The sequence below is a fragment of the Pseudomonas sp. SbOxS1 genome (genome assembly GCF_013416725.1).
Lineage (GTDB): Bacteria > Pseudomonadota > Gammaproteobacteria > Pseudomonadales > Pseudomonadaceae > Aquipseudomonas.
The window spans coordinates 21023-43406 of sequence record NZ_JAAVXC010000036.1 but is presented as its reverse complement, the minus strand read 5'-3'; the positions used below and the strand labels follow the sequence as shown (position 1 = coordinate 43406).

Genomic DNA, 22384 nt, shown 5'->3' with positions numbered 1-22384 from the left:
CGCCATGCGCCGGCATCGCTGTGCGGCACTGCTCCTGCTGGCTGCGGGTGTCCTGCCGTTGCCGCTCACGGCGGCGACCAGCCAGAGCTTCCAGGTCAGCGCCACGGTGACGGCCGGCTGCCTGGTGGTCGGCGGAGTCTCCAATTACGGCAGCCTGAATTTCGGCAACCGTTCGGCGCTGGCCACCGCCACGGTGCAAGTCGCACTGACCGGGGGCGTGCAGTTGCAATGCACGCCGGGCGTGACCCTGAACATGAGCGTCGATGGCGGACAGTACAACAGCGGAGGGCGACACATGCAGCTGACCACCGGCAGCAACCGGGTGGCGTATCAACTGTTTCGCGATGCGGCCTACAGCCAGGCCTTGGGGATCGGGCAAAGCGTGGCGGTGGCGTATGGCGATGCGAACAACATCAGCCTGCCGATTTACGGCCAGGTGCAGTTACCGGGCAATCAACCCGGGGGGACGTACAGCGACGTGCTGCAAGTGCAGCTGTCGTGGTGACGGGGCGAACCGATAAGGCCAGACTGGCAAAAAGGAACAGGCACATGTATTCACTTTCGCGACGACGGTTGGTCGTCAGTCATACGCTGTTGGCACTGCTGTGGTTGGGGGCAACCAAGGCGCAGGCAGCCAGTTCGGTGCTGATCTGGCCGATCGATCCGGTGCTGGAGGCCGATCAACAGGCCAGTGCCTTGTGGCTGGAAAATCGCGGCAGCGAGACCGCCAACCTGCAGATACGCGTGTTTGCCTGGAGCCAGAGCGGCTTCAGCGATCAATACCAGAACCAGCGCGACGTGATCGGCAGCCCTCCGGTGGCGAAGATCGAACCGGGCCAGAAACAACTGGTGCGCCTGACCCGTACCCGGGAAATCCCGCCGGGTCAGGAACTGGCCTACCGCATCATCATCGATGAAATTCCCTCGGCGAAGCCACCTGAAGCGGACGACGGCAAGACCGCGGCGGCGATTCGTTTCCAGATGCGTTATTCGGTGCCGTTGTTCGCCTATGGCGCGGGCCTGTGGAGCAAGGAAGACACCACCCGCCAGCGCGACCCGAAAGGCATCGGCCTGCCGGATTTGAGCTGGCGCACGGTGGCCGTGGACGGTCGTCCTTATGTCGAGGTGCGCAACCAGGGCGCGGTGCATGCGCGCCTGACCGATGTGGCGCTCAAGCACGGCAGCCAGACCCGGCCGCTGGTGGACGGATTGCTGGGGTATGTGCTGCCCGGCGCGATCATGCGCTGGCCCGCGCCCGGCCCGGTGGCTGGCGACCCGGCGTTGCAGGTGCGGGTCAATGGTGCGCCGCAGGTGCAGAGTATTGCGCCGGCACGGTGACCGGCTTTTGATGCTTTTGTGGGAGCCTTTTGCCTGCGGTTGAATTGCAGGTGGAGTAAAGGAGATAAAGTCCATTGACGGACGGAAAGCGGTAATGAGCCAGGGTTGGGCTCGCAGTTTGCGGCGTCCGTTGTGGGCCATGGGCTGTGCGTATTGCCTGGTGTTTATTCATCACGCAGAGGCCGGTGACCTGCCGCCTCCGCCCAGCGGCATGGAGGCAGTTGCCGATGCGCAGTTGTTCCTGGAACTGGTGGTCAACCAGATGAACACCGGACGAGTCGTGGCGGTCGAACAGCGCAACGGGCAATTTTTCCTGCCCGCCAGTGCACTGCATGAAACCGGCATGAAACTGCCGCAAGACATCGGCGCCGAAGTCGGCCTCGACAGCTTGCCGGGCCTGCACAGCGAGTACGACAGCAACGCGCAGCGCCTGTTGCTGGAGGTACCGCCCGACTGGCTGCCGGAGCAGTTTATCGGCCGTCGCCAGAACTATCCGCGTACCGAGGCCCTGAGCAGCTTCGGCGCCCTGCTCAATTACGACCTGTACCTCAACGACACCGATGATGCCGGCACTTACCTGGCCGCGTGGAACGAAGTGCGGCTGTTCGACAGTTGGGGCACGCTGTCCAACACCGGGCAATATCGGCGCACCGTGTCCGGGGACGCGGTTGACACGCGCAGCAATGGTTACCTGCGCTATGACACCACCTGGCGCTATTCCGATGATGATCGGTTGCTGACCTACGAAGCAGGCGACCTGGTCAGCGGTGCCCTGCCCTGGAGCAGTTCGGTACGCCTGGGTGGCGTGCAACTGTCGCGGGACTTCGGCGTGCGCCCGGACCTGGTGACCTACCCCTTGCCGCAGTTCGCCGGCGAGGCCGCGGTGCCGTCGTCGGTGGACCTGTTCATCAACGGCTACAAGTCCAGCAGCGCCGAGCTGCAACCTGGCCCTTACACACTGACCAACATTCCGTTCATCAACGGTGCCGGCGAAGCCGTGGTGGTCACCACCGACGCCCTGGGACGCCAGGTCTCGACCACGGTGCCGTTCTACGTCACCAGCAGTTTGTTGCAAAAAGGCCTGTCGGACTTTTCCGTGGCGGCCGGCACCTTGCGCCAGGACTACGGCCTGCGGGATTTCAGTTATGGCCCCGGCGTCACCTCCGGCAGCTTGCGATACGGCCTGAGTGACAACTTCACCCTGGAAAGCCACGCTGAAGCCTCGGACGCGCTGGCGCTCGGCGGCGTTGGCGGCAATGTGCAGCTGGGCAATTTCGGCGTGCTCAACAGCGCCGTCAGCCAAAGCCGTTTCGACGGGGCAACTGGCCAGCAACTGAGCCTCGGTTATCAATACAGCAACCAGCGCTACAGCTTTTCCTGGCAGCGCCTGCAACGGCGTGATCAATATGCCGACCTGACCGTGGTCGACAGCCCCTTCACCACCCTCAGCAAACGCAGTGAACAGGCGACCCTGAGCGTTAATCTCGACACCTGGGGCAGCCTCGGCGCCGGGTATTTCGACGTGCGCGCGGCGGACGACTCGCGCACCCGCCTGCTCAACCTGACCTGGAGCAAACCCTTGTGGCGCAACACCAGCTTTTACCTGTCGGCCAACCGTGAGATCGGCGACAGCAACTGGGCGGTGCAGGCGCAACTGGTGATTCCGTTCGACCTGCGGGGCAGCCTGGCCATCGCCAGTGAACGCAGCAAGACCGGCCAATCGCAGCAGCGGGTCAACTACAGCCGCGCCGTGCCGACCGAGGGCGGGGTCGGCTTCAATCTCGGCTACGCCAAGGGCGACGGCCCCGATTACCGGCAGGCCGACCTGACCTGGCGCTTGCAGTCGGTGCAATTGCAGGCTGGGGTCTATGGCACCCGCGATGCCGAAACCCGTTGGGCCGATGCCAGCGGTTCGCTGGTGTGGATGGACCGCCAAGTGTTCGCCGCGAACCGCATCGACGACGCGTTTGTGGTGGTCAGCACCGATGGCTACGCCGATATTCCGGTGCGCTACGAAAACCAGCAGGTGGGCCAGACCGATCGCAACGGCCACTTGCTGGTACCGTGGAGCAGTGCCTACTACCGCGGCAAATACGAGATCGATCCGCTCAACCTGCCGGCCAACGTGCGCAGCCCGAACGTCGAGCAACGCATCGCGGTGCGGCGTGGCAGCGGCTATCTGCTGGAGTTTCCGCTAAGCCGGGTGATCGCGGCGAGCATCGTGCTGGTGAACGCGCAGCAGCAGGAGTTGCCCTTGGGCAGCAGTGTGGTGCATGAGCAGAGCGGCACACAAACCGTGGTCGGCTGGGACGGCCTGGTGTACCTGGAAAACCTGCAGGCGCAGAACGATCTGCGGGTGACGTTGGCCGATGGCAAGACCTGCCACGTGCAGTTCGCCGCCGACCCGACGCAGGATCAGATCCCGCTGATCGGGCCGTTGGTGTGCCGATGAAGTGGCTGATGCTGCTGGCGCTCTGGCTGCCCGTCCCCGCCTGGGCCTTGTGTTCGGTGGTCAGCACTACGCCAGTGGGATTCGGGTCATTGAGTTCGATTGCGGTGCGCACCACATCGCAACCCGGTTCCACGCTCAACGGCGGCTTGAGTTGCACCGGCTCGCTGTTGACGCTACTGACCACCGACGATCACTTCTGGGCCACGGTGACGTCGCCCCAGAGCGGTTTGCGCGGTCCCACCGGCGACGTCATCGGCTACACGATCTACGCCAACAACAGCACCAGCTTCCCGCTGACCCGCGGCACCGCCTACGACTTCGCACGCAACGGCATCATCGATGCGCTTGGCCTGCTCGGTGGCACGGTGCCAAAAACCGTGCCCTTGTATTTCGGCACCACCATCGGCAGCAACGTCGCAGCCGGAATCTACAGCGAAACGCTGAGCATTTTATGGAACTGGAACTATTGCGCGGGCATCGGCATCGGCGGGATTTGCCTGGGACGCGACAACAGCAGCGGCACCGCCACGTTGACGATCAACCTGACGGTGGCCAACGACTGCACCATCACCGCCCCGAACATCGCCTTCGGCAGCGCGCCGGTGGTCAGTGCTTTCGCCCCGGTCACCGGACAGACCATCAACCTGGTTTGTACTAAAGGCAGCGCTTACACCGTGGGACTGAGCGATGGGCAAAACCCGGTGAGTGTCGGCGGGCGACGCCGGATGATCTCGAGCGGTAATTATCTGGCCTATGACATTTTCAAAAGTGCCGGCACGACACGCTGGGGAAGCGTGGGCAGTGCACGTCGGGCCAGTTCCGATGCCGAGGTCAATCCGGGGAATGGACTGGGGGGGACGGGAAGCCAGATCTTCAATTACAACGCGAAGATCTATACCGATCAGGCGACTCCGCCGGCGGGGACTTATCTGGACAGTGTGGTGTTGGATGTGGGGTTTTGATCTCTGTAGGAGCGAGCTTGCTCGCGATGATCTCAAATGCACCGCGTGTATCCAGGAGTTCCACGTCATTGTTGATGTCCATCGTCGGAACGCCGCCCGGAGCATGCTCGCTCCTACAGGGGGAAGGGGTCTCCGGATCTAAGCCAAAGGTTGGTGACTGGTCACACAGTGGATGCCGCCACCACCTGCGGCGATTGCGTCGATGTTGAGCTGCACCACCTCACGGTCCGGGTAGAGTTCAGACAACAGATCAAAGGCTTTCGTATCGGCTGCCTTATCACCGAACTGGGGCGCAATGACCGCACCATTGATCACGAAGTAATTGATGTAGCCGGCGGCGAAGTCTGGATTCCTTTTGCTGAATTTGTTCTGACGTGGATTCATTGGTGGAGAGACTGTATGCACTTGCAGCCTGCGGCCGTCCGCATCAGTGGCATTCTTGAGAATGTCCAAATGGGCAAGCGTCACCTTGTGGTCGTATGACTCAGGGTCGTTGTCGAGGTTGGCGATCACTACCCCGGGCTTGACGAAGCGGGCGTAGAAGTCGACATGGGCATCGGTGATGTCCTTGCCCTTGATTCCAGGCAGCCAGATGATTTTGCGCAAACCCAGTCGGGCTTTCAGTTCTTCCTCTACCTCTGCCTTGCTCCAGTCAGGGTTGCGATTGGTATTGATCCAGCTGCTTTCGGTCATGATCCCCGTGCCGTGGCCATCCACTTCGATACCGCCACCCTCGCCCACCAGCTCGCTGCGGATGTAGCTGGCATCCGCTTTCCTGGCAACCAGAGCGGCCAGCTGCGCATCATCGCCATGCTGCTGTTTGTTGCCCCAGCCGTTGAAGTTGAAATCCACGGCACCGAGCCTGCCTTCGTCATCAATGACAAAGTTGGCCCCGATATCGCGCATCCAGATATCGTCCAGCTCCGTGGTAACAAACGTGATGTTGGCCGTCCCGCATTTTTCTTCGGCCAGATCCCGCTCGCTCTCGCGACAGAACACGGTGACCGGCTCATATTCGGCGATGGTGCGAGCGATCAGGCCCAGGGCATCTTGCACGTTAGGCGTGAAGTCTTCCCAGATGGCCTCCTGTGCACCAAAGGCGACGAAGGCCCGCTGGTGTTTGTCGCCCTCATCCGGCATATGCCAGCGGCCCTTGACGGCTGCTTGCACTCGGGAGGCACTCAGGCCCAGTCCCATGGACGCGGCTGCGCCCAGGCTGGCAACTACCGATACCTGTTTTATGAACTCGCGACGTGTCGACATGTACGTATCTCTCAATTCACCCGGGATCAATCGTTCGCAGGTGACATCACCAGGAAGAATGACCCATGCGGTCTTGGCAGGCATGCTACGGCTGCAAAAACAGGTAAACAAACGATGTATTTTGCAGGGAAATGATTAGAGGTACTTATCGATATGCTCAAGCACTGCACGCCTCTCGGCACCCTTCGAGGCTTTGAAGCCGCCCGGCTGGGCAGCTTCACAAGGCAGCCGCAGAGTTGCACCTCACACAGTCGGGGTCATTGCCTGCATCCTGAGCATCCTGGCGATCATGCTGATCTTGCCGAAGCACCGCATGGAGGTTATTGCGACGGGGGCACTGACCCTGTCCATCGTCTGCATGGGTGCAATCTTCAATTCCAGGAAAAAAACAGCTCAAACCGTTGAAATGGCTCAAACCGAAAACGCTTAACACCGCGATCCCTGTGGGAGCTGGCTTGCCAGCGAAGGCGGTGTGTCAGGCGACATATTTTTCGGATGTCGCGACGTCTTCGCTGGCAAGCCAGCTCCTACAGGTTTTCCAAGCTTCCTCCAGACAATCCAGGCTCATGGCATCTTGCGTGCATATTCCTTTCGTCACGGTCTATTGACCGGACACTCGATGTAAAATCCTGAAGCCCGTAAACAGGGCTTACAATCACAAAAACGAGATGACGTTACCCGTATTGGCAGTTTGCCGCGGAGCACGTCACTGATGCAGTTGAGGAGCGGTAACAATGGCGAAACTCCAGGTGGCGAAACCCGCCGCAGGACGCTCGGCGAATGAACAACAGCCCGTGAAAACCGTGGGTTTCCTGGTCATCCCCAACTTCACCACCATCGGCTTCGCCTCCGCCGTGGAAACCCTGCGCATGGCCAACCTGGCCGCGCGCAAACCGATGTTCCGCACCGTTATCATCGCCGCCAGCCTGGACCCGGTGACGGCCAGCAACGGCATGCGCATCCTGCCCGACCACAGCATCATCGATGCACCAAAGCTGGACATGCTGTTCGTTGTCGGATCAAATCCGATCGTCTCCAATCACAGCAGCCGACCACTGCTCAATTGGCTACGCAAGCTGGCGCATGATCAGGTGCCATTGGGTGGGATTTGCACCGGCAGCCACTTGTTGGCACGCGCCGATCTGCTCAAGGGCTATCGTTGCACGATTCACTGGGAAGACATCGAAGCACTGAAGGAGCGTTTCCCGGGGATCATCATTTCCAACCAGCTGTTCGAGCTGGACCGTGATCGCTACACCTGCTCCGGTGGCGTGGCGTCCATGGACATGACTCTGCAGTTGATCGCCCGCGAACCCGGTGGTCGGGACATCGCTGCCCACACGGCCGAGTTGCTGTTGTGTGACCGGATCCGGGGTGCGCAGGAACAGCAGCGTGTGCCATTGCGGCAGAAGCTGGGCACCTCGCAGCCCAAGCTCAGCCAGATGGTGGCGATCATGGAAGCCAATCTCGAGGAGCCGGTGGGCCTTGAGGAACTCGCGCGGTTGAACGAGGTGTCGGTGCGCCAGCTGGAACGTCTGTTTCACAAGCACCTGCAACGCACGCCGAGCCAGTACTACCTGGAGTTGCGCCTTGCACGGGCGCGACAGCTATTGCTGCGCAGCGAATCGCAGGTACGTGACATCGCCCTCGCCTGCGGCTTCGTTTCGCCGGCGCATTTCTCCAAATGCTACAGCCGGTTCTTTGGTGTATCGCCGATTGGTGAGCGCAAGCAGGTGGCAGCCGTACATTGATACTGGCCGCACTGGCCTCATCGCGAGCAGGCTCACTCCTACATTGAACCGCGTCCGTCAGGACAACTCGGTCAACTGTAGGAGTGAGCCTGCTCGCGATGGCGTCCCTGAGATCACCGTATGAAGGTCAGTCCTGCAAGGCTTTATGCGCCGTCTCCCGACTCGCCAGCATGGCAATCAACGCCACCGCGGCAGCCGCCAACAGGTACCAGGCCGGGGCCATTTTGTTGCCGGTCAGCTGGATCAGCCAGGTCGCGATAAACGGCGCGGTGCCGCCGAACACCGCGTTGGCGATGTTGAAGCTGAAGGCAAAACCACTGAAGCGTACGCGGGTGGGGAATATCTCGGCGAGGAAACACGGCAAGGTGCCGTCGTTCATCGCCAGGATCGCGCCAAACGCTATCTGGATCATCAGAATCACGATCAAAGGCTGATTCTCCAACATCCCGAACAGCGGAAATGTCAGCGCCAGGAACAGTACCGAAGCGGTCACCAGCATGGTCTTGCGTCCGAACCGGTCCGACAGCTTGCCCATCAGGAAAATCAGACCGATATAGGTCGCCAGCGACACCGTCGACGCCAGGAACGAATCACTTTCGCTCATGCCCATTTCGGTGGACAGGTAGGTCGGCATGTAGCTGAGCAACAGGTAGAACGCCACGGCATTCAGGCAGGTCGCGCCGATCCCGATCATCACGCTGCGGCGGTGCACGGTCAGCAATTCGCGAACCGGAGCGTGGGTCGCGCACTCCTTCGCTTCAAGGCGTTTTTCCATCTCCAGGAACTTGGGCGTGTCTTGCAGACTCATGCGGATATAACGCCCCACCAGCCCGAATGGCGCCGCCAGCAGAAAGGGTAGGCGCCAGCCCCAGCTGTGCAGGTCCTCGACACTCATCCACGCATGCAGGCCGGCGACAAACACCGCACCGAACAGCAAGCCCGCCGCTGTGCTCGCCGGGACAATGCTGGTGTACAAACCGCGCTTGCCCTCGGGCGCATACTCGGCGAGAAAGGCCGAAGCCCCGGCGTACTCACCTGAAGCGGAAAAGCCCTGGAACAAGCGAATCAGCAACAACAGGGCCGGCGCCCACAGGCCGATATGGTTGTAGGTTGGCAGGATGCCGATGCAAAAGGTCGAGATGGACATGATCAGGATCGACCAGGACAGCGCACTGCGCCGCCCGTATTTGTCACCGAAATGCCCCCAGACCAGTCCCCCCAGCGGGCGGACGATGAACGACAGCGCGAACACTGCAAACGTCGCCAGTAGCGCGGTCGCCTTGTCGGTTTGCGGAAAAAACGTCAGGGCAATGACGGTTGCCAGGTAGCCGTAGGCCGCATAGTCGAACCACTCGACGAAGTTGCCCATGAAGCTGGCACTGGCTGCGCGCCGCAGGGCCTTGCGTTCGGCTGTCTGTTCTAGTTTGTCTGCCATGGTTGGCGTCAGGCTTGCGGTTTGGGTGCTCATTGTGCACCTCCGGTGGTAGAGGTGCGGTTATCGAAATGAAAGCTCGGGACGTAGGACATGACAAAACCCTCTATTGTTTTACTTGGCAGGGTTAAGGCTCGGTAGATGCTGCGCGTTCTGTGGCGAGGGGATTTATCCCCGTTCGGCTGCGCAGCAGTCGTAAAATCGCATTGTTAATGGGGTGGCTGCGCCACCCAACGGGGATGAAACCCCTCGCCACAGACGCCGCACAGGTTCACTGTGCGGCGCAGGGCCTTACTTCCTGATGATGTTGTGTTCCGGGCCATACGGGAACTTGGTGATGTTTTCCCCACCCTGCTCGTTGACGATCAGGATGTCGTGTTCACGATACCCGCCGGCACCTGGAAGGCCTTCGGGCAACATGATCATCGGCTCGATGGAGACCACCATCCCCGGTTCCAGCACTGTGTCGATGTCTTCGCGCAGTTCCAGTCCGGCTTCGCGGCCGTAGTAATGGCTCAGCGTACCGAAGGAGTGACCGTAGCCGAAGGTGCGGTATTGCAGCAGATCGTGCTCCATGAAGATCTCGTTCAATTGCAGCGCGATATCGCAGCAGCGCATGCCCGGCTTGATCAGCTTGAGGCCGGCCTCGTGCACTTTGACGTTAACTTCCCACAAGCGCAGATGCTCGTCGGAGCAATGGTCCAGGAACAACGTACGTTCCAGCGCGGTGTAGTAACCGGCGATCATCGGGAAGCAATTGAGGCTGAGAATGTCGCCCTTGTTGACCTTGCGCGACGTCACCGGGTTATGCGCACCGTCGGTGTTGATGCCGGACTGGAACCAGGTCCAGGTGTCCATCAGCTCGGAATCCGGGAAGGTGCGGGCAATTTCCCGCACCATGGCCTGGGTGGCGTGCAGGGCCACTTCGTATTCCGGAACCTGATCACGCAAGGCTTCGACGATGGCGGCACCGCCGATGTCCGCGATCCGTGCGCCATGACGGATGATCGCATGTTCTTCGGCGGACTTGATCATGCGCATGCGCATGCACGGTGCGGCGATATCCACCAGTTCAGCCTGCGGATAGCGGCTGGCGAGCTTGTCGCGATTGAGCAGGTTCAGGTGGTCGAACTCGATACCGATGCGCCCGGCCTTGGGCAAGGCCTGCTGGATCGCGACGAAGTAGTTGTCGCGCTGCCAGTCGGTGTAGACGATGTTTTCAGTGCCGACGGTACGGCGCCATGGCTGGCCGCCATCGATGTTGGCGCTGATGGTCACGGCGCTGTCCTGGGTGACCACCAGCGCGTACTGACGCCCGAAGGAGCAGTACAGGAAATCGCTGTAGTAGTTGATGTTGTGATAGGAGGTGAAGACGGCCGCGTCGATATTGTTCTGCGCCAGATAAGCCCGCAGTTTGGCCTGGCGGTTGGCATATTCCTGAGCCGAGAACGTCGGGCTTACCTTCTCGCCGTTCTTGATCTGGATGGTTTTCGGCATTTGCATGTCATTTATCCTTGTCATTGGTTGATCTACAGATGGCGCCAATCTGGCGGGCCGCTGAAGATCATTCGAACAGATGCAAAGCGAGGTTTTTTGCGCGAATCCGACCTGTAGTTGGCCATATCCGCTGTTTGCGAAACGGCCTGCCCAGGACCCTGCGCCAAAAACAAAAATGCCCCCGGCAAGCGCGGTAAAGGCCGCTTGGCGGGGGCATTGGCCAATGGGTAAGGTCAGTGCGGGAGCGACGGCGCGACGAATCGACCCGCTCTCGATGAAACCGGTGCATTCAACGTTGAAACCCGCTGACTGTGCGCTTTCGCCCCCATATGCTCACGAGGGTGCGCGCCGAAGTACTGGCGATAGCAGCGAAAGAAATGCTGCAGCGAGACGAACCCGCACTCCGTAGCGACATCCGACAGCGACAGCTCACCGGCCCGCAACATCTGGCGCGCCTGTTGCAGCCGCAAGTCCAGGTAGTGCCTGGACGGTGTGCAACCCAGGCTGCGCTTGAATAGCCGCTCCAGATGCCGTCGGGAAATACCCATGGTCTCGGCCAGTTCGTCGATGCCCAACATTGGACTCAAATGCTCGTTCATCAACGCCAGGGTTGCCTGAAGTTTTTTCGGGGTGTCCTGCACGGGCAGTAGCGGCCGGGCCTGGCGCGCTGCATGTTTTTCCATCCGTAGTATCAAGCCACGACCGTGAAACCTTGCGAGAAGCTCGTGCATCAACCCTTGAACAGCCTGCGGGCCGACACACGTCAGGCGTTGGCGGTCGACGCAGAACGGCGCAGCCACCGGTGTCAACTTGCTGAAAGCGGCAAACTCCAGTGCTGCGGCGGGCTCTGGCAAGCTGCAACGGACGCCCTCCAGGGCGCCAATCTGCGCCAGCAACCAGCCTGCCTCACCCAAGGCCCCGAGGCTGATCGGTTGCGCCGCCCAGTGGCTCAGCTGCTGGCGCAGCTCTGGATCAAGGTGCAGATTATCGCCACCACAGAGGATCAACACATCGAAGGTTTGTGCCTGATCCAGTCGCATGGTGGTGGTTGCAATGCCGTTGCTGGCGTTCAGTTGCTGCCCTTCCAGGCTCAGCATTTGCCACTGGCAAACATCGTACCCTGCCAACTGGTTGGCCAGGCGCAGTGGCTCCAGTGCATTGGCCAGGGTGTACATATCGAAGGCTTCCATCAACCAGAAGCCAATACGCAGCATCGGTGGTTGTGGACGCTCGGATTCAGTCAGTTGCTCGCCTTGGCGGGAACTTGCGGGGCCGACTCCAATCTTGAACCCGTCAAAAACATTGATAGCCATCGTCGATCTCCGTGCCGCTTCAGAGGTGTCAGGAATTCACCCGATTGTCGGCATCAGGAACCATCAAGATGTGTCAGATTTCGACCCCTAAGTGCTCGTCACTACCAAAGACGAGCTGGATGTGTTGCTCGCACCAAGCCCCGAACCTTTCAAAGCCAATGCAGATGCTCTACAACAATAGATAGAACCCTGAGGTCCCGACAGGAAGCACGCGAATGTGGATGAAACACAAACTTTGCGTCGTCAGGCTGGCCCGGTTCGCATCCGCTTCGCTCATCATCGTAGCCCCCAGTGCAATCGCTGAGGATCTCGAGCCCAGGTCCTACGCCAATACGCCGGTCGGTATCAACTTCCTGCTGATGGGCTACAGCGATCTCCAGGGTAACGTGACCGCCAACCCCTCCGTCCCACTCCAGAATGCCAAGCTCAACATCAAGACGGTCGTGTTTGCCTTTGCCAGGTCCCTGGACGTCTGGGGCCGCTCCGGAAAGTTCGATATCGTCGTGCCTGAAGCCAGGTTGACGGGCTCGGCCCTGTTCGCCGGTGAACCCAGGGAGCGCAATGTTACCGGGTTGATCGATCCAAGATTGCGCTTCTCGGTCAACTTGTATGGCGCCCCGGCGATGTCCCTGGCTGAGTTCCCCAGCTATCAACAAGATGTGATCATCGGCGCCAGCCTGGCAATTACGGCGCCACTTGGCCAATACGACTCGAGCAAGCTGGTAAATCTCGGCAACAATCGCTGGTCATTCAAGCCCGAACTTGGGGTTTCCAAGCGCCTGGGCCCCGTGACCCTGGAATTATCCGCCGCGGGAACCTTTTATACCGACAATGACCAGTACCTGGGTGACCGTACTTTTTCCCAGGACCCGACTTACCAGGCGCAGGTGCATCTTATCTATGCCTTTAGCAACGGTGTCTGGGCCTCGCTGGATGGGACCTACTTCGCTGGCGGGAGTACCTCGGTCGACGGGATCGGTAACCACGACTTTCAGGAAAATACACGCTACGGGGGCACCCTCTCGCTGCCGTTGAACCGAAACAACTCGCTAAAACTGTTTGCGAGTGAGGGTGCGCATACCCGTACCGGCAGCGAATACGATGCCATTGGCATCGTCTGGCAATATCGCTTCGGCGGAGGGCTTTGAAGTTCGCGAGACTTGATCCATGTCACAGCGAAGCCCTTGCCATAACTGGGATTGGCCCGCCTACTTCTGCTGCCGACTACCTTTGATGTTGCCAGCAACCCCACCGGCGACGGCACCGATCGCAGCGCCAGTCCATCCACTGCCACCGGAGATCGCGGCAATGCCAGCGCCTGCCGCGGCACCGATGGCCGCACCGCTCACCGTCCCCTGCTGCTGGGCAGTCATCGAGGTGCAACCGATCACGCTCGCTGCGCTGAGGGCTGCGGCAAACAATAGAAACCTCTTCATGTGCACCTCCGCTACTTATTCTGCTTCAGGCCGGGCACGACCATCTCGAACCAGATGGTCTCGAGGACGGGGCGTTTCACTCGGTCGGGATTGGCGGCATACCACTGGTTGAGCCTTTCGCGTACGGTATCGAGCGTTTGGCCCTTCAAGCCCCTGCCGAAACGTGGAATCAGGCTCTGCTCATCAGATGGCGGTTTCGCCCCGTAGTAGGCGGCCTCCACCTCGTAGGCATTGGCGATGCCGATGAGATAAACCTTCTTGAGCTGCTCCGACGACTGCACCCATTGCTCGCCGGTGATCATGGCAACCTGTTCGGCGCGGGCAATACCCGACGCCACCAGGGTCACCCAGGCCACCCCTATCAACATGCCCCATCGCACTGCTCTCATCGCCTTCCCTCCTCGCCAGGTTGAACCTCGACGCCTACCGCTCGTTTCTTCGCCTCGCGCATCCATAAACAGCCGGAAACCCCGAGCCTACGGACAAGTTTAGATGCGTTGTTTGCGGCCCGTCGAGAAAGGCAGCAATCGGTGGACGGAGCGATAGCAAAGAAGTAGCTATGCTGGGTCTACTGCTGGAACTGATCGATCAGATTGGGCTTTGCGTCCATGGTGGATAAACCCCTTCAGCGGTCACCCGACTGTCACAATACCCGGCCTGGCAAGGGATAGATGACAGAACAAGGCATGTTATCCACCCAGCCCGTGAACGCGTTATCACCCCACTTGGGGTCTATTCAGAGTCAGGCCCAAAGAGGAGCCCGCCATGACCGTAGTCGATCGCCTCAGGTATTTACGCGTCGTTCTGGTTTTGGCTGGCCTCGCGTGCCTTGCGCTCCACCCACTGATGTTGTTCTGGCCGTCCGGCTGGGCCTGGCACGTCGGTCACTCGGACTACCCGATGATGATCGTTGGCATCTACGCCACACTTGGCGTGTTCTTGATCCTGGCCGCACGTGATCCATTAGCCAATCTGAGCCTGATCTGGTTCACCGTGTGGTCTAGCGCCGTACACGGAGCAATCATGGCCGTCCAGGCGCTCACCCAGGCGGGGCAAATGGGGCACTTGGCAGGTGACGTGCCGGCGCTCTTCATCGTGGCGGTTGCCTTGGCCATCTTGACGCCTCGCTCGCAATTGGCCGCCAGGCCCCGGACACACAAGGGGGCCTGAGAGCAGGTTTGACTGTCAGGATCGGGACGATGGCTGCCCTTCACGACAGGCAATAATCGGCCAGAAGCGGCCATCGATACATTCAGAAAGTAACCCCTTCTCTTAGCCAAAAAACCCGCACTAACTCACCCTGTATTGGGGGGAATACTCCCCGCCATCGGGCCTTTCACGCCGTTTTTTCATACGCCCGCGCAAAGCCGTCGAGCAAAGAAGCGCGGCGCAGAACTAATTCTCACTTCCTATACCTTCTGGCAGGAAAGTTGCCACGTCACCGTCCAGGCTCGAAATAAAACGTTTCGCAGCCGGGATAGAGGCAGTGGCTCGTTGCCCATGTATTGCCACGCGCTCCGAGGAACCCCTTAGAGGTGTTTGCGATGAAACTGGATACCGGAAGGCTGAAACCTGGTCCATTGTCCAAAAACAGGCTGGCGCTGAGTATCTCTGCTGCCGCGATCATGCTGGGGCTGGGCTTGTCCCGGACTCAGGCAGCCCCCCTGGACAACACCGATCCACCGCCGCCTACCGACCCATCGGCGTTCACCAACCCGCCTGCCGACGCCAATGCCGCATTAAGGGACTTGCTCAAGCAGCCTCCGGCAAACATCGGCGCCTTCGACTTGCCCAATGGCGTGGTCGGTAACCGCAAGACACCTTTGGCCGACAATGTGCTGCCACCCAATCTGCAAACCAGCTTCAATATCCCCACTAACGGCAATGCCAGCCCAGTGTTCGGGGCTCAACCGTTCTCACAGAAGCTTGAACTTTTCGAGGAGTTCGGCTCGAACACACTGGATGCGAAAGACCCGCCATCACCCGTTCCGTTTCCGATCCCGACGGTGGGCCCCGCACCGGCTCAAGATCCGTTGAAAGTGGCGCGTAGCGGCCCGTCGCCGGATGCGCTGGATGCCTTTCTCAGGCAACCGGCATTGACGCCCTTTCCGACTGAGTTCTCCAATGTGTTGGACTACAACCCCTGGAAGGCGCAGATCGAAGATTTCCTCAATCGCCGGGTCAGTTCGCCCGCAGAAGGCCGGCCACCGGGAAAAGGCTGGTCGCACCAGCGTTTCAATGAGTTTTTCCCGCGCAACGCCTTCAAGACTGTGCAAGCAGGCGCACACGTCAACAGCGGCTTGCGTGATCGTATGCAACGGCATAATTACGCCGTGGGGGAGTTTGGCCCGGGCGGGCTCTATCACAACACCAACGGCAACCCGGCCAACGAGGGCACGACCAAGGGCATTCAAGTGCAGTTTCACCCCAACTTCCCTGTCCAGGACCATAATGCATTGTGGACGTTCGACGGCACCTTTCCAGCCAAACTGCTCCAGGTGCGCTATGGCCAGGCGATGCTGATGCGTCATTACGATGCCTTGCCCATTGACCCGTCGGCCAACCGGGGCTTTGGCCTGCACACCATCAGCACCCATGAGCACAACGGCCACTCGCCCGCGGAAAGCGACGGTTTTACCAACGCGTTCTTCTTCCCCGGCCAGTACTACGACTATCGCTGGCCGATCCAGTTGGCCGGTTACGACACCATCAATACCAAGGCCGAGGACGCACGGGCAGCGTTCCCGTGCGACCCTGGTGAAACCCTTTTCGTCAACGACGTCAACCCCGGCTTCAAGACCTGCGACCACGGCACCATCAAGATCCGTGGCGACTGGCGCGAAACCATGAGCACCCACTGGTTCCACGACCACATGCTCGATTTCACCGCGCAGAATGTCTACAAGGGCAATGCGACGATGATGAACTACTACAGCGCCGTGGACCGTGGCAACGAGTCAGTCGACGACGGGGTCAACCTGCGCTTGCCCAGCGGTTCGGCGCTGGGCTGGGGTAACCGTGACTATGACATCAACTTGACGATCGCCGACAAGGCCTGGGACCAGGCCGGCCAGTTGTGGTTCAACCCCTTCAACACCGACGGCTTTCTCGGTGACCAGGTGCTGACCAACTGGGAGTACAAGCCCTTCCTGGACGTACGAGCCCGCCGCTACCGTTTCCGGATTCTCAACGGATCGGTTTCTCGCTTCTTCAAGCTGGCGGTGGTCCGTCAGGTCAATGGTGATGGTGGCGAGTTTCCTGGCCCGAAAAACTCCGGGGTTTCCTATAACCGGGTGCCGTTCCACATGATTGCCAACGACGGCAATATCATGGAGCACGCGGTGCCGTTCGATGGCAGCCTGGACCTCAATGGCAACGGCGACAAACAGGACCACAATGCCATTCTGCCGATGCTGAGCATTGCCGAACGCTATGACATCGTCATCGATTTCTCGAAAAACGGTATCAAGCCGGGCGACAGGATTTTCTTCGTCAATATCGAGGAGCATGAAAACGGCAAGCTTCCGAAACGTGACATTCCCTTGGCGGATGTACTCTCCGAGAAGTACCTGCCCGTCGTCAGGCAAACCAGCCACGGGCCACAGTGGGACAAGGGTGACCCGGGCGTGGGCAGGTTCATGCAACTGAACGTCAAGCCTTACACCGGCCAGGATGTCAGCATGAATCCGGTCGACTTCGAGCCCGCCAAGCCTGGCAAGCCCGAGGGCAAGTTCATGATCCCGCTGCCCTTGCACCGTGATGACCCCGCTGATATCGCCCGGCTTGCCCAGGCGCGGCACCGCACCTTTATCTTTGGCCGCTCCGACGGCACAGATTTTACGCCCTGGACAATCAAGACCGACGGCGGCCCAGGCTTCAACATGGACCCGCGGCGGATTTCAGCCGCACCGCAACTGGCCACTGGCCCGACACCGGCGGGGTTCAAGGGTGAAGGCACTCTGGAAGTCTGGAAGATCCAGAACGGCGGCAATGGCTGGACTCACCCGGTGCATGTGCATTTCGAGGAAGGAGTCATTCTCAGTCGAGGTGGCAAGACACCGCCAGAATGGGAAAAAGGGGCGCGCAAAGACGTCTACCGTATAGGACCCGATCCCGACAGCCTCGACAACGTCGAAATAGCCATGCACATCCGTGAGTTTGCCGGTACCTACATGGAGCATTGCCATAACACACAGCATGAGGACACCTCGATGCTGCTGCGCTGGGACTCCGAGCACCCGGGCCAGTTTCAGTTGATGCCCACGCCATTACCCAGCTGGGACGGCGTGAAATTCGTCAACTCGGTAGCGTTACCGACATTCCGCACCGGAGATGGCGTGGGGCCACAGGTCAAGGTCAACAATAACCAGGGAAATAGCAGCGGCAGCGGAGGCTAGCGTCGTCTATCAAACGGCTGGTCATGTCGTCTGCAAACGCAAAAGGCCGAGGACATGACCGCTTCAACCCAAAGCCGCCTGGCATCACAGTCGGCTTTGGGTCGACGGCTGCCCTTCCTGACCGGCAGCAACCGGCCAGAGGCAAGTGCAAGACTGGACGGACCTGGAGAAATGGTTAATCCGATTGCTACTAAGCCTTAGTGCCTATCGTGATTAGCCTTGGTGGAAAGTTCCGGTACAGCAGTAATACTCCACTGTGCTGCGAAAACTACTCACAGTATATCGTGGGGCAACAAGTCATGAGCTTGGGTGCAGGTGAAGCGAAAGCATCTCGACTTCCGCTAATCAAGCGATGCCTTCGCCAGCCGTTATTGCACTTTCTAATCGCCGGTTTTGCGCTCTTTGTAGTGTACGGAGGTCTACACCGCTCAACCCTTGATCAAGATCCGCAACGCATCGAAATCACGCCTGACGTTGTTCAGCGGATCGCGACTGCCTGGATGGCGCGATGGCAACGCCCCCCATCGGAGCAACAGTTGCAGGGCCTGATTGATGAGTATGTGAAAGAGGAAATCCTCTATCGCGAAGCACTGAAACTTGGCCTGGATAAAGACGACACGATTGTTCGCCGCCGACTGGCGCAAAAAATGGACTTCCTCGCCGAAGATGTAGCGTCACTTCGCGAACCGGCACCCGGTGTGCTGGAGGCCTGGTACAACCAGCATCAGGACCAATATGCCCCGCCGCCACTCTTGACCTTCCATCATTTGTTTTTCGCCCTGGACAAACGCGGTGCCGATGCGCAAGCGCAGGCTCAGACCGCACTCAGTGGGCTGTCAGACAAAAACAGTGGTGAAGGCGATGCATTCATGTTTAAAAACGCCTACACAGAACAATCCCGGGATCAGGTGGCGCGGGTCTTTGGTTCAACGTTCGCCACTTCATTGTTCAAGCAACCGCCGGGGGGGTGGGTGGGGCCTGTGGAGTCGGGCTTTGGCTGGCATCTGGTCTGGATTGACGCGCTGGCCAAATCACCTCCTGCGCCCTTCGAAGCCGTGGCCCAGCAGGTCAAGTCCGATTGGTTGTCCGAACAACGCAGCGCATCGAAACGCGCGAATTTCGATGCACTGAAAGCACGCTATAAGGTCGAGGTCATGATACCGGCTTCCTCCGGTGCGATTGCCGCCACACCCACGGAGCGGCCGTGATGCGACGCACGGTATGGCTGCTATTGATGCTCTGGTTCGTGGGGCTAACGGCCATCGCCCATGAGTCGCGCCCCGCTTACCTGGAACTCAACGAAACGGCCGCCGGGCGCTATGACGTACTGTGGCGCACGCCTGTGCTTTCAGGCATGCGATTGCCGATTGCGCTGCGGTTTGCCGAAGGTGTGCGCACTGTCGTAGAGCCCGTGGAAAGCGAACTGAACGACTCACTGATCGAGCGTCGGGTCATTGAAGCCGGTCCCGCTGGCCTGGCCGGGCAACGTATTGAATTCATCGGCCTGCAAGCGAGCATCACCGATGTGCTGGTGCGTGTCTCGCGCCTGGATGGCAGCCTGGCGACCACCCTCGTCCACCCCGCGCAACCCTGGATAGAAATCACGGCCACGCCAGGAACGTTTTCGGTGGCCGGTGCATTTCTGGTCCATGGCATCCAGCATATCCTCGGGGGCTTCGATCACCTGCTGTTCGTCTTCGGCCTCCTGCTGCTGGTGGGTAATGGCTGGATGCTGGTGAAGACGATCACCGCATTCACCCTCGCCCATTCCATCACCCTGGCACTCGCCACACTGGGTGCGGTGCGGCTGCCCGGCCCTCCTGTGGAAGCGACGATTGCGCTGAGCATTCTGTTGCTGGCAGTGGAAATCGCCCGCAAGAACCGTGACGAAACCAGTTTCACCCTCCAGTGGCCATGGGTGGTGGCGTTCTGTTTTGGCTTGTTGCATGGCTTCGGTTTTGCCGGTGCGCTGGCGCAAATCGGTTTGCCGCAGCGCGATCTGCCGCTGGCGCTACTCACCTTCAATATCGGCGTCGAGATCGGCCAACTGATGTTCGTCGCCGTCGTGTTGAGCCTGCGCGCACTGTTGCTTCGTTGCCGACTGCCACGACGCGCAGTCCTGTATGCCCGACCGATTGCTTCTTACGGGTTGGGCACGCTGGCTGCCTTCTGGTTTTTCGAAAGAGTCTCGAGTTTCTTGTCCTGAGTTGCACCCTGTCATTGCCGTATTCCGGAGACGTGGAATATGAAAAACCCTACACACTTCACCGCGCCCACACTGCTCGGTTGCGCCGTGCTGACGGTCAGCGCGCTGGCGTTGGCAGAGGGCAACCCGGATCGCGAGGTTTACTTTGGCCAGACGCACTCGCACAGCTCCTGGTCGATCGATGCCTACCTGATCGGCAACCACCAGGTCGATCCCGAGCAGACGTACCAATACTCACTTGGGATGCCGATCAAGCATCCTATGGGGTTTGAAGTGCAACTCAAGGGTCGCCCGCTGGATTTCCATGGCGTGACCGACCACTCGGAATACGTGGGCGTGATCGCGCTGGCCAACGATCCGACGTCAGACTTCAGCAAGCTGCCCATCGCGCAAAAGCTGGTTGTCAAAACCCCGGAAGATTTCAACCGCGTGTTCAAATGGATCGCCGGCAGCTTGAGCCACCCGATCAAGGAGCTGATTGATCCGAAGGTTGCCGGCAATATCTGGCAGCAGAGCATCGCCATCGCCGACAAGTACTATAAGCCCGGCAAGTTCACCACGTTTGTCGCCTATGAATGGACCTCCGCCCCCAACAATCAAAACATGCACCGCAATGTGTTTTTCCGCGACTCGAAGAAGGTGCCGGACCTGCCTTTCACCGCCCTCGATTCGGACAAACCGGAAGAATTGTGGGGCTGGATGGACGATCAACGCAAAAAAGGCAACGAGGTGCTGGCGATCTCCCACAATGCCAACCTCAGCAACGGCCTGATGTTTCCGGTGGACGTCGATGACCGTGGCCGCCCCATCGATGCCGCCTGGGCCGAGACGCGGATGCGCAATGAATCCCTCACCGAGATTCACCAGGTAAAGGGCACCTCGGAAACCCACCCCGAACTGTCGCCTACAGACGAATTTGCCAATTATGAAATCATGAGTTTCCTGCTCGGCCTCGACAACAGCACGTCGAAACTCAATGGCAGTTACATCAGGCAAGCCTGGCAAAACGGCATGGCGTTGCAGCAAGCTCGTGGATACAACCCCTACAAAATGGGCGTGGTCGGCGCCAGCGACTCGCACAATGGTGTGATTCCTTATTCGCAGAGCTACAACTTTGGCTCCCACGGCTTTACCGACAGCACCCCGGCGGCGCGTCTTTCCGACAAACAGAACTCGGGCATGATTGCCCTGCAAACCAGCACCTCCGGTCTGGCCGGCGTCTGGGCCGAAGAAAACACCCGTGAATCGATCTTCGATGCCATGAAACGTAAAGAAGTCTATGGCACCAGCGGCGTGCGTATCCCCGTGCGCCTGTTTGGTGGCTGGGGTTTCGACAGCAGTTTGTGGAATGAAAAAGACTGGGTGCATGCCGCCTACGCCAAGGGCGTTCCCATGGGGGGTGACTTGCCGGCAAAACAGGGTAAACAGACACCGTCTTTCGTGGTGTGGGCGGTCAAGGATGTCGACGATGGCAACCTCGACCGAATCCAGATCATCAAGGGCTGGACCAAAAACGGCCAGACCTTCGAGAAGATCTACGACGTTGCCTGGTCCGGTGATCGCCAACCGGACCAGGCCACCGGCAAAATCCCGCCGGTGGGCTCCACGGTCGATGTTTCCAAGGCGACTTACACCAATACCATTGGTGCCACCGAGCTGAAAAAAGTCTGGGTCGATCCGGATTTCGATCCGGCCCAACACGCGTTCTACTACGCCCGCGTGCTACAGATTCCGACCCCGCGCTGGAGCACCTATGACGCGGCCAAGCTGCAAGTACCGCCGCCGGCCGACGTCTCGGCCACTGTCCAGGAGCGTGCGTGGACCTCGCCCATCTGGTACACGCCGACCGTTGAGGACAGCAAGCTTGTCGCTGCTGGCAAAACCATCGACCAGCTGAAATCCGAAGGCGCCAACGCACTCACTAATGAGCAGCTGCAAGCCTACGTGGTGGGCAAAACCATCAAGGTGCGTAATACCGTCACCGGCCAGACATTCGAGGTCGTCTATGGCAGCGATGGCCAACGCCTGGTCACCAGCGTCGATGGCAAGCCGCCGACGCAAGGGGAGTATCTGAACATGCTGCATGACGGCCAGTTTGGCGTGCCGGCCAAATATGAAATCAAGGACGGGCACCTGGTGACAACAATCGGCGGCACACCCTTCGAGGCCATGGTATTCGAGCAAAACGGCAAATACATGGCGGCTCGCAGCAACGAGTTCGGCTATGTGAATTATGAGGTTGAGGAGGTCAAGTAGCGCCGGGATCCCTGCTTCTTTGGCGAGCCTTCATCGGCTCGCTTTTTTTTGCCCATGCAACTTCTGCGAATGACTTGCAAC

The 22384-nt window shown here is 59.7% G+C and carries 17 protein-coding genes; 11 read left to right on the top strand and 6 right to left on the bottom strand.

What is annotated here, in order from left to right; all coding sequences use genetic code 11:
* Window positions 1-4: 4 nt before the first annotated feature.
* The 4 genes from HFK74_RS27480 to HFK74_RS27465 all read left to right on the top strand — a co-directional run bounded on the left by HFK74_RS27480 (window position 5) and on the right by HFK74_RS27465 (window position 4752).
* Window positions 5-505: a spore coat U domain-containing protein gene (locus HFK74_RS27480; protein ID WP_180206238.1), complete on the top strand. Its 501-nt coding sequence runs from the start codon at window positions 5-7 to the stop codon at window positions 503-505.
* Between the two features lie 44 nt (window positions 506-549).
* Window positions 550-1338 carry a molecular chaperone gene (locus HFK74_RS27475; protein WP_180206237.1) on the top strand — a complete coding sequence of 263 codons (789 nt, stop codon included), beginning with the start codon at window positions 550-552 and terminating at the stop codon, window positions 1336-1338.
* 94 nt (window positions 1339-1432) lie between these two features.
* On the top strand, window positions 1433-3790 hold the full coding sequence (locus HFK74_RS27470) for a fimbria/pilus outer membrane usher protein (RefSeq protein WP_180206236.1): 2358 nt from the start codon (window positions 1433-1435) through the stop codon (window positions 3788-3790).
* Window positions 3787-4752 carry a spore coat U domain-containing protein gene (locus tag HFK74_RS27465; RefSeq protein WP_180206235.1) on the top strand — a complete coding sequence of 322 codons (966 nt, stop codon included), beginning with the start codon at window positions 3787-3789 and terminating at the stop codon, window positions 4750-4752. Before HFK74_RS27470 ends, HFK74_RS27465 begins: the two co-directional genes overlap by 4 nt.
* 138 nt (window positions 4753-4890) lie before the next feature.
* On the opposite strand, the gene HFK74_RS27460 is transcribed toward HFK74_RS27465, so the two are convergent.
* On the bottom strand, window positions 4891-6015 hold the full coding sequence (locus HFK74_RS27460) for an agmatine/peptidylarginine deiminase (protein WP_180206249.1): 1125 nt from the start codon (window positions 6013-6015) through the stop codon (window positions 4891-4893).
* A gap of 734 nt (window positions 6016-6749) precedes the next feature.
* Between HFK74_RS27460 and HFK74_RS27455 the strand changes: the two genes are divergently transcribed.
* On the top strand, window positions 6750-7766 hold the full coding sequence (locus tag HFK74_RS27455; RefSeq protein ID WP_180206234.1) for a GlxA family transcriptional regulator: 1017 nt from the start codon (window positions 6750-6752) through the stop codon (window positions 7764-7766).
* A gap of 127 nt (window positions 7767-7893) precedes the next feature.
* On the opposite strand, the gene HFK74_RS27450 is transcribed toward HFK74_RS27455, so the two are convergent.
* The 3 genes from HFK74_RS27450 to HFK74_RS27440 all read right to left on the bottom strand — a co-directional run bounded on the left by HFK74_RS27450 (window position 7894) and on the right by HFK74_RS27440 (window position 12008).
* A complete protein-coding gene (locus tag HFK74_RS27450; RefSeq protein ID WP_180206233.1) occupies window positions 7894-9234 on the bottom strand; it encodes an MFS transporter in 1341 nt (446 codons plus the stop codon).
* Between the two features lie 255 nt (window positions 9235-9489).
* Window positions 9490-10701 (bottom strand): M24 family metallopeptidase, encoded by a 1212-nt coding sequence (locus HFK74_RS27445; RefSeq protein ID WP_180206232.1) that lies wholly within the window; start codon window positions 10699-10701, stop codon window positions 9490-9492.
* Between the two features lie 227 nt (window positions 10702-10928).
* Window positions 10929-12008: a GlxA family transcriptional regulator gene (locus HFK74_RS27440; protein WP_257230437.1), complete on the bottom strand. Its 1080-nt coding sequence runs from the start codon at window positions 12006-12008 to the stop codon at window positions 10929-10931.
* Between the two features lie 215 nt (window positions 12009-12223).
* Between HFK74_RS27440 and HFK74_RS27435 the strand changes: the two genes are divergently transcribed.
* On the top strand, window positions 12224-13156 hold the full coding sequence (locus HFK74_RS27435; RefSeq protein WP_180206231.1) for a transporter: 933 nt from the start codon (window positions 12224-12226) through the stop codon (window positions 13154-13156).
* A gap of 60 nt (window positions 13157-13216) precedes the next feature.
* On the opposite strand, the gene HFK74_RS27430 is transcribed toward HFK74_RS27435, so the two are convergent.
* Entirely contained in the window at window positions 13217-13444 is a 228-nt protein-coding gene (locus HFK74_RS27430; RefSeq protein ID WP_008059889.1) for a YMGG-like glycine zipper-containing protein, read from the bottom strand.
* Between the two features lie 11 nt (window positions 13445-13455).
* Window positions 13456-13833, bottom strand: coding sequence for a hypothetical protein (locus tag HFK74_RS27425; protein ID WP_180206230.1), 378 nt, complete (start codon window positions 13831-13833; stop codon window positions 13456-13458).
* Window positions 13834-14209: 376 nt separating this feature from the next.
* Between HFK74_RS27425 and HFK74_RS27420 the strand changes: the two genes are divergently transcribed.
* The 5 genes from HFK74_RS27420 to HFK74_RS27400 all read left to right on the top strand — a co-directional run bounded on the left by HFK74_RS27420 (window position 14210) and on the right by HFK74_RS27400 (window position 22303).
* Entirely contained in the window at window positions 14210-14614 is a 405-nt protein-coding gene (locus HFK74_RS27420; RefSeq protein ID WP_180206229.1) for a DUF6632 domain-containing protein, read from the top strand.
* A 374-nt stretch (window positions 14615-14988) separates the two neighbouring features.
* Complete coding sequence (locus tag HFK74_RS27415) at window positions 14989-17841, top strand: multicopper oxidase domain-containing protein (RefSeq protein WP_180206228.1); 2853 nt, start codon at window positions 14989-14991, stop codon at window positions 17839-17841.
* Window positions 17842-18140: 299 nt separating this feature from the next.
* Window positions 18141-19049: a peptidyl-prolyl cis-trans isomerase gene (locus tag HFK74_RS27410; protein WP_180206227.1), complete on the top strand. Its 909-nt coding sequence runs from the start codon at window positions 18141-18143 to the stop codon at window positions 19047-19049.
* Complete coding sequence (locus tag HFK74_RS27405) at window positions 19049-20047, top strand: HupE/UreJ family protein (protein ID WP_180206226.1); 999 nt, start codon at window positions 19049-19051, stop codon at window positions 20045-20047. Before HFK74_RS27410 ends, HFK74_RS27405 begins: the two co-directional genes overlap by 1 nt.
* 39 nt (window positions 20048-20086) lie before the next feature.
* Complete coding sequence (locus tag HFK74_RS27400) at window positions 20087-22303, top strand: DUF3604 domain-containing protein (RefSeq protein ID WP_180206225.1); 2217 nt, start codon at window positions 20087-20089, stop codon at window positions 22301-22303.
* The last annotated feature ends 81 nt before the right edge of the window (window positions 22304-22384 follow it).